The following is a 12,923-nucleotide window of genomic DNA, read 5'->3' on the forward strand; positions in this document are numbered from 1 at the left end:
GCCCTAGCCTGCGAGAAAGGAAGAAAGAAGAAAAGCGTCCGCACCACCCCAGGAGCCCCTCATGACCGCACTTCCGCAGGAGCGCCGCGTTCTCACCGCCATCCCCGGCCCGAAGTCGCAGGAGCTTCAGGCCCGCCGTACCGCCGCGGTCGCGGCCGGTGTGGGCTCCGTGCTGCCCGTGTTTACCGCGCGCGCGGGCGGCGGGATCGTCGAGGACGTCGACGGGAACCGGTTCATCGACTTCGGTTCCGGTATCGCCGTGACGAGCGTCGGCGCCTCCGCCGAGGCCGTCGTACGCCGTGCCACCGCGCAGCTCGCCGACTTCACCCACACCTGTTTCATGGTCACGCCCTACGAGGGGTACGTCGAGGTCGCCGAGGCGCTCGCCGAGCTGACCCCGGGCGACCACGCCAAGAAGTCCGCGCTGTTCAACTCCGGCGCCGAGGCCGTCGAGAACGCCGTGAAGATCGCGCGGGCGTACACCAAGCGGCAGGCCGTCGTCGTGTTCGACCACGGGTACCACGGCCGGACCAACCTGACGATGGCGCTGACGTCGAAGAACATGCCGTACAAGAACGGTTTCGGGCCGTTCGCGCCGGAGGTCTACCGCGTGCCGGTCGCCTACGGCTACCGCTGGCCGACCGGTGCGGAGAACGCCGGTGCCGAGGCCTCCGCGCAGGCCATCGACATGATCAACAAGCAGATCGGCGCGGACAACGTCGCCGCGATCATCATCGAGCCGGTCCTCGGCGAGGGCGGTTTCATCGAGCCGGCGAAGGGCTTCCTGCCGGCGCTGAGCGAGTTCGCCAAGGCCAACGGGATCGTCTTCGTCGCCGACGAGATCCAGTCCGGGTTCTGCCGTACGGGGCAGTGGTTCGCGTGTGAGGACGAGGGTGTCGTCCCGGATCTCATCACGACCGCGAAGGGGATCGCGGGCGGGCTGCCGCTCGCCGCCGTCACCGGGCGCGCCGAGATCATGGACGCCGCGCACGCCGGTGGGCTGGGGGGTACGTACGGTGGCAACCCCGTCGCCTGTGCCGGTGCGCTCGGTGCGATCGAGACGATGAAGGAGCTGGACCTCAACGCCAAGGCCAAGAACATCGAGTCGGTCATGAAGGTCCGGCTCGGGGCCATGGCGGAGAAGTTCGACATCATCGGCGACGTGCGCGGGCGCGGCGCGATGATCGCCATCGAGCTGGTCAAGGACCGTACGACCAAGGAGCCGAACCCGGAGGCGACGGCCGCGCTCGCCAAGGCGTGCCACCAGGAGGGGCTGCTGGTCCTGACCTGTGGCACCTACGGCAACGTGCTGCGCTTCCTGCCCCCGCTGGTCATCGGGGAGGACCTGCTGAGCGAGGGGCTCGACATCATCGAGCAGGCGTTCGCACGTATCTGAGCCACCCCCGCCCGTGCGCCCCGGTCACACGCAACTCCCAGTTCCCGCACAGGAGTTGTGCCCCACGCGCCTCATCCGCCCCACCCGTTTCATCCACCACGATTCGGGGACCGGTGCGGCGGGCGTCGGGCCGTGTGAAGAAGGTGTGCGGGGTGCATGACGGGACGCGATTCCGCCTGTCCTACCCGCAGCCGCTGCCGTAGGTTCTACCCAGATGAGAGATACACCCCGCCCACAGGGGACTGTGGGCGACTTCAGGCCGGGGCCTCCCCAGCTTCGACCTGGTCGTGCCATCGCGCACACAACAGGAGCCTCTGGCTCCGAATCTCCTCACCGATCGGACAGTCGCCCGCCCCAAACCCCCCGGGGCGGCCGACGACCCGATCCGGACGGCCGGCCTGGAACTACCCCCCCTGTTCCAGGTCGGCCGACCTCCTTTCTCTGGCTGCTTCTCGCCCTTCCCGCGTTCCTCTTCGCGGTGATCACCTGGCAAGTGGCCGCCGACGGCCCCCTCCTCCGCCTGGACACCCGCCTCAGCCGCGCACTCGTCCACCCGGACCGGGCCTCCGAACTCCTCGCCGACCTCGGCAACTTCCAGGTCGCGGTACCCGTCCTCGTCGTCGTTCTCGGCTACGTCGCCTGGCGCGGCCGTGCCAGAGGTACGGACCGCTGGTGGCTGCCGCCCGTCGCGGCGGCCGTGCTGATGGCCCTGGTCCCGGCGATCGTCGTCCCCCTCAAGGAACTGATCGCCCGCGGCGGCACCCCGGCGGTCCCGCCCGGCACCGGCTACTACCCCTCCGGCCACACGGCCACCGCGATGATCGCCTACGGCGCCTCGACCCTGGTCCTCCTCCCTTGGCTCCGGTCGGCATACGCCCGGCGCGGGATCGTCATCGTCTGCGCCCTGCTCGTCGCCGGCGTCAGCTTCGGCCTGGTCCGCCGGGGCTACCACTGGCCACTGGACGTCGTGGCCAGTTGGTGCCTCGGTACGGTGCTGCTCACATCGCTGTGGCTGTTCCTGGGCCGCGTACGAAGCCAGGGTCAGCCGAAGTAGCCGTCGAACGTCTTCTGGAACTCCCAGTTCGAGTAACGGTCCCAGTTGATAGACCAGGTCATCAGGCCGCGCAGGGCCGGCCAGGTGCCGTGGGTCGTGTACGAGCCGCAACTCGCCTTCTTCGTCAGGCAGTCCAGGGTTTTCGTGACCTCGGCCGGGGCGACGTAGCCGTTGCCCGCGTTGACGGATGCCGGCATGCCGATGGCGATCTGGTCGGGGCGCAGGGCCGGGAACACGTTGTTCGTGTCGCCCGCCACCGGGAATCCCGTGAGCAGCATGTCCGTCATCGCGATGTGGAAATCGGCGCCGCCCATGGTGTGGTACTGACCGTCGAGACCCATGATCGGGCCCGAGTTGTAGTCCTGGACGTGCAGCAGGGTGAGGTCGTCGCGCAGGGCGTAGATGACGGGTAGATACGCCCCGCACCTCGGGTCCTGGCCGCCGAACTTGCCGGTGCCGTAGAACTGGTAGCCCATCTGCACGAAGAACGTCTCGGGCGCCATGCTGAGCACGAACTTCGAGCCGTACCTGGCCTTCAGGGTCTTCAGGGCCGCGATCAGGTTGACCACCACGGGAGTTGTGGGGCTCTTGAAGTTCGTGTCGCTCGCGTCCAGTGACAGCGAGTGGCCCTCGAAGTCGATGTCCAGGCCGTCGAGTCCGTAGGTGTCGATGATGTTCGAGACCGAGGAGACGAAGGTGTCGCGGGCCGCTGTCGTGGTCAGTTGGACCTGGCCGTTGGCGCCGCCTATGGAGATCAACACCTTCTTTCCCGCCGCCTGTTTGGCCTTGATCGCCGCCTTGAAGTCGGCGTCGCTCTCCACGTTCGCGCACTCGCTGACCGGGCAGCGGTTGAAGCGGATGTCGCCCGAGGTCGTGGAGGTGGGTTCGCCGAAGGCCAGGTCGATGACGTCCCAACTGTCGGGGACGTCGGCCAGGCGCGTATAGCCGGAGCCGTTGGCGAAGCTCGCGTGGAGGTAGCCGACGAGGGCGTGGGTGGGCAGTCCCGTGCCGGTGCCCGAGCCGGTGGACGTCGTCGCGGTGACCGCCGTGGACTTCGCGGACTCGCCCGCGTCGTTCACCGCGGTGACCTGGAAGCTGTACGCCGTCGCGGCCGTCAGCCCGCTCACGGTGGCCGAAGTGCCGGTCGCCGTCTGGACTTTGACCCCGTCACGGTAGATCGCGTAGCTCGTCGCGCCGGTGACGGCGGACCAGGAGAGAGCGACGGAGGAGGACGTCACGGTGCCCGCGGCGAGGCCCGTCGGGGTGACGGGCGGCTGTCCTACGTCCACTGCCGGGCCGGTGAGAGAGAGGTCGTCGGCGTAGTAGGCGCCGGTGGCGTACCAGCCGTGGGTGTAGATCGTGACCTTGGTGGTGGACGGGCCGGTGCGGAAGCTGGTCGTCAACTGCTGCCAGTCGGGGGCCGATTGGGTCCAGGTGGAGACGTCGGTGGTGCCGGTGCCGCTCGCGCCGAGGTAGACGTAGCTGCCGCGGACGTAACCGGCGAGCGAGTACTGGGAGTTGGGCTGCACGGTCACCGTCTGCGCGCACTGGGCGTAGTCGTTGCCGGCCGGGGTCGCCTGTAGCGCCGAACTGCCGCCGTGCACGGGCGACTTGACCGTCGCACCGCTGTTCGCGGTGCAGGACCAGCTGTCGAGGCCCGCTTCGAAGCCTCCGTTCTTCGCCAGGTCCGCGTCGGCCGCACGGGCGGCCGACGAGAGCGCGGTGAGGCCGGACACGGCCAGGGCCGCGACCGTGAACACGGCAAGGACGGGTCTGGTGCGATCCACAAGTGCCTCCGGGCATGGGGGAATTGGAGGGGTGGAGCGCGCCCAATTTGGTCCAGACCAATTGCCGTTGTCAAGACATGCGCTGTCCGGACATCCGCCGGCGGGGAATCTGTCGGCTACCCGTCCTCCCCTTCCGTGGCCAGCCCCGCCGCCGCCTCGTGCATGGCGAGTTCGAGGAGTGCGGGGTCGGTGAGGGTGCCGGAGCCGTCCGGTGGCACCAGCCAGCGGACTCCGCCGGTCGACCGGCCGGGGTACGGCACGACGATCCAGGTGCCGAGTCCGGCCGAACGGATCCCGGTGCCCAGCCAGCGGGTCGCGGTGCCGGGCGGTACGAGGAAGCCCATCCGCGCGTCGCCGAAGTCGACGAGTACCGGGCCCAGTTGATCGATGACCCTGGTGAGCACATCGAGCGTGGGATAGCCGAGCTCACCCGGCAGGATGAGTACGTCCCAGGCCTTGCCGGCGGGCAGCAGCGCGACCCCGAGGGGGTTGCGCTCCCATTCCCAGCGGCAGGCCTCCGGATCCGGAGCTACGGATGCCAGCCACTCGACGGCCGTCTTCGCCCCAGTCATGAGGAGACCTCCCTTTCTCATGTCGACGCTGGTCGCGTCACAGGAGAGAGGGAGGTCTCCGCCAGGCATTACGCGGGTTCCGGCACCCCGAAGGAGTGAACTGGATCACACCCGCCAGAAAGCGTGCGGCTCAACTGTCGAAGCCGAGGCCCAGTTTGTCCATCGTCTTCAGCCAGAGATTGCGCCGGCCGCCGTGGTCGTCCGCGCGGGCCAGCGACCACTTGGTGAGCGCGATGCCCGTCCAGGCGAACGGCTCGGGCGGGAAGGGCAACGGCTTCTTGCGGACCATCTCCAGTTCCGTGCGCTCGGTCCGCTCCCCCGCGAGCAGGTCCAGCATCACGTCCGCGCCGAAGCGGGTCGCGCCGACGCCGAGGCCCGTGAAGCCCGCCGCGTACGCGACCTTGCCCTGGTGGGCGGTGCCGAAGAACGCCGAGAAGCGCGAGCAGGTGTCGATCGCCCCGCCCCACGCGTGGCTGAAGCCCAGCCCCTCCAACTGCGGGAAGCAGGTGAAGAAGTGCTCGGCGAGCTTGGCGTACGTCTCCGGCCGGTCGTCGTACTCGGCGCGCACCCGGCCGCCGTACGGATAGATCGCGTCGTAACCGCCCCACAGGATGCGGTTGTCGGCGGAGAGCCGGAAGTAGTGGAACTGGTTCGCCGAATCGCCCAGGCCCTGGCGGTTCTTCCAGCCGATCGACGCCAACTGGTCGGCGGAGAGCGGTTCGGTCATCAGGGCGTAGTCGTAGACCGGGACGGTGTACGAGCGGACGCGCTTGACCAGGTTCGGGAAGATGTTGGTGCCGAGTGCGACGCGGCGGGCGCGGACCGAGCCGTACGGGGTGCGTACGGCCATGCCGGCGCCGTACTGCTTGAGGGCGAGGGCGGGGGTGTGTTCGTAGACGCGGACGCCGAGTTGGAGGCAGGCGCGCTTCAACCCCCAGGCCAGCTTTGCCGGGTTGAGCATCGCGACACCCCGGCTGTCGTACAGGCCGGCCAGGAAGGTCGGGGAGTCGACTTGTTCCCTGACCGCTTCCGCGTCCAGGAACTCGGTGCCCTCCGCGAGACCCTTGCTCTCCAACTCTCCGTACCAGTCGTGGAGTTCCTCGGCCTGGTGCGGTTCGGTGGCGACGTCGATCTCGCCGGTGCGCTCGAACTCGCAGTCCAGGGAGTAGCGGGCGACCGCGCTCTCGATCTCGTCGAGGTTGCGGGCGCCCAGCTCCTCCAGTTTGTGGATCTCGTCGGGCCAGCGGGTGAGGCCGTTGGAGAGTCCGTGGGTGAGCGAGGCGGCGCAGAAACCGCCGTTACGGCCCGAGGCGGCCCAGCCCACCTCGCGGCCCTCCACCAGCACCACGTCCCGCTGCGGGTCGCGCTCCTTCGCGATGAGCGCGGTCCACAGTCCGCTGTAACCGCCCCCGACGACCAGCAGATCGCAGGTCTCGGCGCCGGTGAGCGCGGGTTCGGGGTGGGGCTTGCCGGGGTCGTCCAGCCAGTACGGGACCGGCCGGGCTTCCGAAAGGGACTTCGTCCAGTTGTTGCTACGGCTCATGGCGCTTGGGGCCATGATTTCAACTCCCTACAGGGATAGTGCGGTTACGCCTTTACCTTGTTGCGGCGGTTGGTGATCGCCATCGAGGAGAGCACCAGCAATACGGCGACGAGGAACATGGCCGTACCGATGACATTGATCTGAACGGGTGTGCCGCGCTGTGCCGAACCCCAGACGAACATGGGGAAGGTGACGGTCGAACCCGCGTTGAAATTGGTGATGATGAAATCGTCGAAGGAGAGCGCGAAGGAGAGCAGTGCGCCCGCCGCGATTCCGGGGGCGGCGATGGGGAGGGTGACCCGGACGAACGTCTGCACCGGTCCGGCGTAGAGGTCCCGGGCCGCCTCCTCCAGGCGGGGGTCCATCGACATCACGCGGGCCTTGACGGCGGTGACGACGAAGCTGAGGCAGAACATGATGTGGGCGATCAGGATGGTGTAGAAGCCCAGTTGGGCGCCCATGTTGAGGAACAGGGTGAGCAGCGAGGCGGCCATGACGACCTCAGGCATCGCCATCGGCAGGAAGATCAGCGAGTTGATCGCGCCGCGGGCGCGGAAGCGGTAGCGGACCAGCGCGAAGGCGATCATCGTGCCGAGCAGGGTGGCGCCGATGGTCGCCCAGACGGCGATCTGGAGGCTGATGCTCAGCGAGCCGCACATGTCGGCGACACCGCACGGCTGCTTCCAGGCGTCCAGCGAGAACTGCTGCCACTCGTAATTGAAGCGCCCCTTCGGCTTGTTGAAGGAGAACACCGTGACGACGACGTTCGGAAGGAGGAGATATCCGAGGGTCAACAGGCCCGCGATGACTACGAGATGGCGCTTGAACCAGCGTACGACGGCCATTTAAACCAGATCCTCCGTCCCGGACTTGCGAATGTAGATGGTCACCATGGCGAGAATGGCGGCCATGAGGATGAAGGAGAGTGCCGCCGCCGTCGGGTAATCCAGAATGCGCAGGAACTGCGTCTGGATGACGTTTCCGATCATGCGGGTGTCGGTGGAGCCGAGGAGTTCGGCGTTGACGTAGTCACCGGCCGCCGGGATGAAGGTCAGCAGGGTGCCGGAGACGACGCCGGGCATCGACAGCGGGAAGGTGACCTTGCGGAAGGTGGTGAACGGCTTGGCGTACAGATCGCCGGCCGCCTCGTGCAGCCGTCCGTCGATGCGTTCGAGGGAGGTGTAGAGCGGCAGCACCATGAACGGCAGGAAGTTGTACGTCAGTCCGCAGACGACCGCGAGTGGAGTGGCGAGGACGCGGTCGCCCGAGGTCCAGCCGAGCCAGTTGGTGACGTCCAGGACGTGCAGCGTGTTGAGCGCGCCGACGACCGGGCCGCTGTCCGCGAGGATCGTCTTCCAGGCGAGCGTGCGGATCAGGAAGCTGGTGAAGAACGGCGCGATCACCAGGATCATGATCAGGTTCCGCCAGCGTCCCGCGCGGAACGCGATGAGGTACGCCAGCGGGTAGCCGAGCAGCAGACACAGGATGGTCGCGGCGGCGGCGTAGAGGACCGAGCGCAGGAACTGCGGCCAGTACTCGGACAGCGCGTCCCAGTAGGTCGCGAAGTGCCAGGTGACCTTGTAGCCGTCCTCCAGGGAGCCCGTCTGGATCGACGTGGAGCCCTGGTAGATCATCGGCAGCGCGAAGAAGACGATCAGCCAGAGGATGCCGGGCAGCAGCAGCCAGTACGGCGTCCAGCGGCCCCGCTTCTTGCGCGGAGGCTTCTCCTCCGGCGCGGGCGCCAGGGGCGGCGCCTCGGTGACAGCGGCCATCAGGCGGCCTCCTCCACGATGTCGACGCCGGCGTCGATGTCCTGCGCCGCGTCGAGGCCGAAGGTGTGGGCCGGGTTCCAGTGCAGGACGACGTCGGCGCCGGGCCGCAGCCGGGTGTCGCGGTCGATGTTCTGGGCGTAGACCTCGAACTCGGGGCAGACGGGGCTGTCGATGACGTACTGGGTGGAGACGCCGATGAAGCTGGAGTCGGCGATCTTGCCGGTGATGCGGTTGCGGCCGGCCGGGATCTCGCCCGCGTCGTCGGCGTGCGTGAGGGTGATCTTCTCCGGGCGCACGCCGACCAGGACCTTGCCGCCGGTCGCCGTGGGCGCGGAACATCGCGCTTCGGGCAGGACGAGCTTGCCGCCGCCCGCCTTGAGGATGATCTCGTCGCCGCTCTTGGAGTCGACCTCGGCCTCGATGAGGTTGGAGGTGCCGAGGAAGTTGGCGACGAACGTGGTGTTCGGGTTCTCGTACAGGTCGGCGGGCGAGCCGAGCTGCTCGACGCGGCCCGCGTTCATCACGGCGACCGTGTCGGCCATGGTCATGGCCTCCTCCTGGTCGTGCGTGACGTGGATGAAGGTGATGCCGACCTCGGTCTGGATGCGCTTGAGCTCCAGCTGCATCTGGCGGCGCAGCTTGAGGTCGAGGGCGCCGAGGGGCTCGTCGAGGAGGAGCACCTTGGGGTGGTTGATCAGGGCGCGGGCGACGGCGACTCGCTGCTGCTGGCCACCGGAGAGCTGGTGCGGCTTCTTGCGCGCCTGCTCGCCGAGCTGGACCAGGTCGAGCATGTCGACGACCTGCTGCTTCACCGACTTGATGCCGCGCCGGCGCAGACCGAAGGCGACGTTCTCGAAGATGTCGAGGTGCGGGAAGAGGGCGTACGACTGGAAGACCGTGTTCACCGGCCGCTTGTACGGCGGGAGGTAGGTGACCTCCTGGTCGCCGAGGTGGACGGTGCCGGAGGAAGGTTCCTCCAGGCCCGCGATCATGCGCAGGGTGGTGGTCTTGCCGCAGCCCGAGGCGCCGAGGAGGGCGAAGAAGGAGCCCTGGGGGACGGTCAGGTCGAGCGGCTGGACGGCGGTGAAGCCGTTGTCGTACGTCTTGCTGATTCCGGAGAGGCGGACGTCGCCGCTGTTGTCCTTGGTGTTCATCGTCGTCACGCCCCTGTGAGCTTTGCGAACTTCTGCTGGTATGACGTCTCTTCCTTCGAGCTCAGGGAGCGGAAGGCGTGGGACTTGGCCGCCATGGCCTTGTCGGGAAGGATCAGCGGGTTGTTCGCCGCCGTCTTGTCGAGCTTGGCGAGGTAGGGCTTCACGTCCGCGACCGGGCTCACGTAGTTGACGTAGGCGGCGAGTTCGGCGGCCGGTTCGGGCTCGTAGTAGTAGTCGATGAGCCGCTCGGCGTTCGTCTTGTGCCGTGCCTTGTTGGGGATCAGCAGGTTGTCGGTCGACGTCATGTAGCCGCTGTCGGGGATCACATAGCCGACGTCCGGGTTGTCCGACTGGAGCTGCACGATGTCGCCGCCCCAGGCGACGCACGCGGCGAAGTCGCCCTTGGTGAGGTCGGACGTGTAGTCGTTGCCCGTGAAGCGGCGGATCTGGCCCTTGTCGACGGCCTTCTGGAGGCGGGCGATGACCGCGTCGTAGTCGTCGGTGGTGAACTTCGCCGGGTCCTTGCCCATGTCGAGCATGGTCATGCCGACGCTGTCGCGCATCTCGGTGAGGAAGCCGACGCGGCCCTTGAGCTTGGGGTTGTCGAGCAGGTCGGAGATCGACTTCACCTCGACGCCGTCGAGCGCCTTCTTGTTGTAGGCGATGACGGTCGAGATGCCCTGCCACACGTACGAGTACGCCCGGCCCGGGTCCCAGTCGGGGCTGCGGAACTGGTCCGACAGGTTGGCGTAGGCGTGCGGCAGGTTCGACGCGTCCAGCTTCTGGACGTAGCCGAGGCGGATCATGCGGGCGGCCAGCCAGTCGGTGAGGACGATCAGGTCGCGACCGGTGGACTGGCCGGCGGCGAGCTGCGGCTGGATCTTGCCGAAGAACTCGTCGTTGTCGTTGATGTCCTCGGTGTACTTGACCTTGATGCCGGTCCGCTTGGTGAACGCGTCCAGCGTCGGGCGGTGGTTTCCGCTCTCGTCCGTGTCGATGTACTCGGGCCAGTTGGAGAAGTCGATCTCCTTCTCCGTGGCCGAGTGGTCGTCGGCGGACACGCCGCCCTGCGTCTTGCCCGCCGCGGGGATCCCGCAGCCGCTCAGGGCCCCGAGTCCGCCGACGGCGAGCGCGCCGCCCGCGGAGGCGCGCAGCACCGAACGGCGGGTCATCGCGGACCGGCTCTTGCGGAAGCTGCGCCGTACGGCGGCCACTTCGGCCGGGGTCAGGCGGTCGGGCTCGTACTGCTTCATGCGCGTGCTGCCCTTTCGGGAGGTGATGGCCACGGGTCGGGCGGCTGTCACGTTCTGCTATCGGTCCCCGAAGATCGTGCGGTGCCAGTCCTTGCGGGCCACCGCCGTGTTGTCGAACATGACGTGCTTGATCTGGGTGTATTCCTCGAACGAGTAGGCGGACATGTCCTTGCCGAAGCCGGACGCCTTGTATCCGCCGTGGGGCATCTCGCTGATGATCGGGATGTGGTCGTTGATCCACACGCAGCCCGCCTTGATCTCGCGGGTCGCGCGATTGGCCCGGTAGACGTCCCGGCTCCACGCGGAGGCGGCCAGGCCGTACGGGGTGTCGTTGGCGAGCGCGATGCCTTCGTCGTCGCTGTCGAAGGGCAGGACCACGAGGACGGGGCCGAAGAGCTCCGACTGCACGATCTCGCTGTCCTGGGCGGCGTCCGCGACCAGGGTGGGGCGATAGTAGGCGCCGTTCTTGAGATCTCCCTGAGGAGCCTCGCCGCCGGTCACCACGCGCGCGTAGCCACGCGCCCGGTCGACGAAGGCGGCGACCCGGTCGCGCTGCACGTGCGAGATCAGCGGCCCGAGGTCGGTGCCCGGGGCGAAGGGGTCGCCGACCCGGACACTCGCCATGAGGGCGGCCGTCTTCTGGACGAACGCGTCGTAGAGGGGCCGCTGCACGTACGCGCGCGTGGCGGCCGTGCAGTCCTGCCCGGTGTTGATGAGCGAACCGGCGACGGCTCCGTTGACGGCCGCTTCGAGATCCGCGTCGTCGAAGACCACGAAGGGCGCCTTGCCGCCGAGTTCCAGGTGGATGCGCTTGACGGTGGCGGTCGCGATCTCCGCGACGCGCTTGCCGACGGCGGTGGACCCGGTGAAGGACGTCATGGCCACGTCGGGATGCCCGACGAGATGCTCACCGGCGACCTTCCCCGTGCCGGTGATGATGTTGATGACGCCGTCCGGGATGCCCGCCTCCGTGGCGGCCTGCGCGAACATCAGCGAGGTGAGCGGGGTCAGCTCGGCGGGCTTGAGCACGATCGTGTTGCCCGCGGCGATCGCCGGGAGGACCTTCCAGGCGGCCATCTGGAGGGGATAGTTCCAGGGCGCGATGGAGCCGACGACACCGATGGGTTCCCGGCGTACGTACGACGTGTGGTCGCCGGAGTACTCACCGGCGGACTGCCCCTGAAGGTGCCGTGCGGCACCGGCGAAGAAGGCCGTGTTGTCGATGGTCCCCGGGACGTCGAACTCTCGGGTCAGCTTGAGGGGCTTGCCGCACTGGAGGGACTCGGCGCGGGCGAAGTCGTCCGCGCGCTCGGCGAGCACGGCGGCGAAGCGGTGCAGCGCGTCGGACCGCTCGCCGGGGGTGGCACCCGACCAGCCCGGGAACGCGGCGCGCGCGGCCGCCACGGCGGCATCCACGTCGTCCGTCCCGGCCAGCTCGTACGTGTACACGTCCTCGCCGGTGGCCGGGTCGACGACGGCATGGGTACGGCCCGAGGTGCCCTTGGTGAGGCGGCCGGCGATGAACTGCGCACCGTCCGCGAAGTACTCCTGTGCGGGGAATCGTTCCGGGGTGACGCTGCCCGGGTTGTGCATGTCGCTCTCCTCCGCCTTCGCCCCGCTTCGTCCGCTGGCGGGTGGCGTAGCTCCAGCTCGATTTGAATGCCGATCCTGACAGAGCAAAGGGACTCCAACAAGTGATTCCGTTGTTGCCTTTTGGTTACGCGACGGAATCCTTCGACCAGGTGTCGAGTCCGTACGGAAAAGGGAGGACGGAGTGTCAGTGGTGCCTGCAAGACTCGCGTGTATGGACGGGATCACGGGGAAGCTCGCGGCGGAGGCCGCGGAAAAGATCGATTCGCAGGAAGCCCTGATCAGGGAAGTGCGCGCGGGGACCAGGGTCAAGTACCTGCACTTCTGGGGCCACCGGCCACGCCCGGACGGACGCGTGAGCGCGAGCTGTCTGAGCCAGTGGTGGCCGTCGCCGTTCACCGTGGACGGGGTGACGTACGCGACCGCCGAGCACTGGATGATGGCGGGCAAGGCCCGGCTGTTCGGCGACGCGGAGGCGCTCGCGCGGGTGCTGGAGGCGGGGCATCCGTCCCTGGCCAAGAAGGCGGGGCGGCTGGTGCGCGGCTTCGACGAGGAGACCTGGGCGCGGGAGCGGTTCGGGATCGTCGTCGAGGGGAGCGTCCACAAGTTCGCGGCCGACGCGGAGATGCGGGCGTTTCTGCTGGGCACGGGTGAGCGGGTGCTGGTGGAGGCGAGTCCCGTCGACCGGGTGTGGGGCATCGGGCTCGCCGCGAGCGACGCGGCGGCGGAGGTTCCCGAGCGGTGGCGGGGGCCGAACCTGTTGGGGTTCGCGTTGATGGAGGCGCGGGGGCGACTGCGGGAG

Annotated in this window: 11 protein-coding genes; 3 read left to right on the plus strand and 8 right to left on the minus strand. The window is 68.3% G+C overall.

The features are described 5' to 3' along the window. The first annotated feature begins 61 nt into the window (after positions 1-61). Together gabT and ACNFOC_RS40280 are read left to right on the plus strand one after the other, a co-directional pair. Entirely contained in the window at positions 62-1,396 is a 1,335-nt protein-coding gene (gabT, locus tag ACNFOC_RS40275; protein ID WP_416963969.1) for a 4-aminobutyrate--2-oxoglutarate transaminase, read from the plus strand. Between the two features lie 244 nt (positions 1,397-1,640). After that, the gene (locus ACNFOC_RS40280) at positions 1,641-2,450 is read left to right on the plus strand and encodes a phosphatase PAP2 family protein (protein WP_416963978.1); all 810 of its coding nucleotides are present in this window, start codon (positions 1,641-1,643) and stop codon (positions 2,448-2,450) included. Here the strand turns inward: ACNFOC_RS40280 and ACNFOC_RS40285 are convergent. The 8 genes from ACNFOC_RS40285 to ACNFOC_RS40320 all read right to left on the minus strand — a co-directional run bounded on the left by ACNFOC_RS40285 (position 2,438) and on the right by ACNFOC_RS40320 (position 12,124). Then, on the minus strand, positions 2,438-4,237 hold the full coding sequence (locus tag ACNFOC_RS40285; RefSeq protein WP_416963970.1) for a chitinase: 1,800 nt from the start codon (positions 4,235-4,237) through the stop codon (positions 2,438-2,440). The two genes, ACNFOC_RS40280 and ACNFOC_RS40285, sit on opposite strands and share 13 nt — an antisense overlap. Positions 4,238-4,353: 116 nt before the next feature. Further along, positions 4,354-4,809: a hypothetical protein gene (locus tag ACNFOC_RS40290; RefSeq protein WP_416963971.1), complete on the minus strand. Its 456-nt coding sequence runs from the start codon at positions 4,807-4,809 to the stop codon at positions 4,354-4,356. Between the two features lie 130 nt (positions 4,810-4,939). Then, entirely contained in the window at positions 4,940-6,367 is a 1,428-nt protein-coding gene (locus tag ACNFOC_RS40295) for an NAD(P)/FAD-dependent oxidoreductase (protein ID WP_416963972.1), read from the minus strand. Between the two features lie 29 nt (positions 6,368-6,396). Beyond that, positions 6,397-7,197: an ABC transporter permease gene (locus ACNFOC_RS40300; protein WP_416963973.1), complete on the minus strand. Its 801-nt coding sequence runs from the start codon at positions 7,195-7,197 to the stop codon at positions 6,397-6,399. Further along, positions 7,198-8,124: an ABC transporter permease gene (locus tag ACNFOC_RS40305; RefSeq protein ID WP_416963974.1), complete on the minus strand. Its 927-nt coding sequence runs from the start codon at positions 8,122-8,124 to the stop codon at positions 7,198-7,200. Continuing rightward, complete coding sequence (locus ACNFOC_RS40310) at positions 8,124-9,278, minus strand: ABC transporter ATP-binding protein (RefSeq protein WP_416963979.1); 1,155 nt, start codon at positions 9,276-9,278, stop codon at positions 8,124-8,126. Before ACNFOC_RS40310 ends, ACNFOC_RS40305 begins: the two co-directional genes overlap by 1 nt. Positions 9,279-9,283: 5 nt before the next feature. Continuing rightward, positions 9,284-10,531 carry an ABC transporter substrate-binding protein gene (locus tag ACNFOC_RS40315; RefSeq protein WP_416963975.1) on the minus strand — a complete coding sequence of 416 codons (1,248 nt, stop codon included), beginning with the start codon at positions 10,529-10,531 and terminating at the stop codon, positions 9,284-9,286. 57 nt (positions 10,532-10,588) lie between these two features. Then, positions 10,589-12,124: a gamma-aminobutyraldehyde dehydrogenase gene (locus tag ACNFOC_RS40320; RefSeq protein WP_416963976.1), complete on the minus strand. Its 1,536-nt coding sequence runs from the start codon at positions 12,122-12,124 to the stop codon at positions 10,589-10,591. A gap of 211 nt (positions 12,125-12,335) precedes the next feature. On the opposite strand from ACNFOC_RS40320, the gene ybiA reads away from it, so the two are divergent. Continuing rightward, on the plus strand, positions 12,336-12,923 hold a 588-nt coding region (ybiA, locus tag ACNFOC_RS40325; protein WP_416963977.1), incomplete at its 3' end, for a riboflavin biosynthesis intermediates N-glycosidase.

This window comes from Streptomyces colwelliae, assembly GCF_048158785.1.
GTDB lineage: Bacteria > Actinomycetota > Actinomycetes > Streptomycetales > Streptomycetaceae > Streptomyces.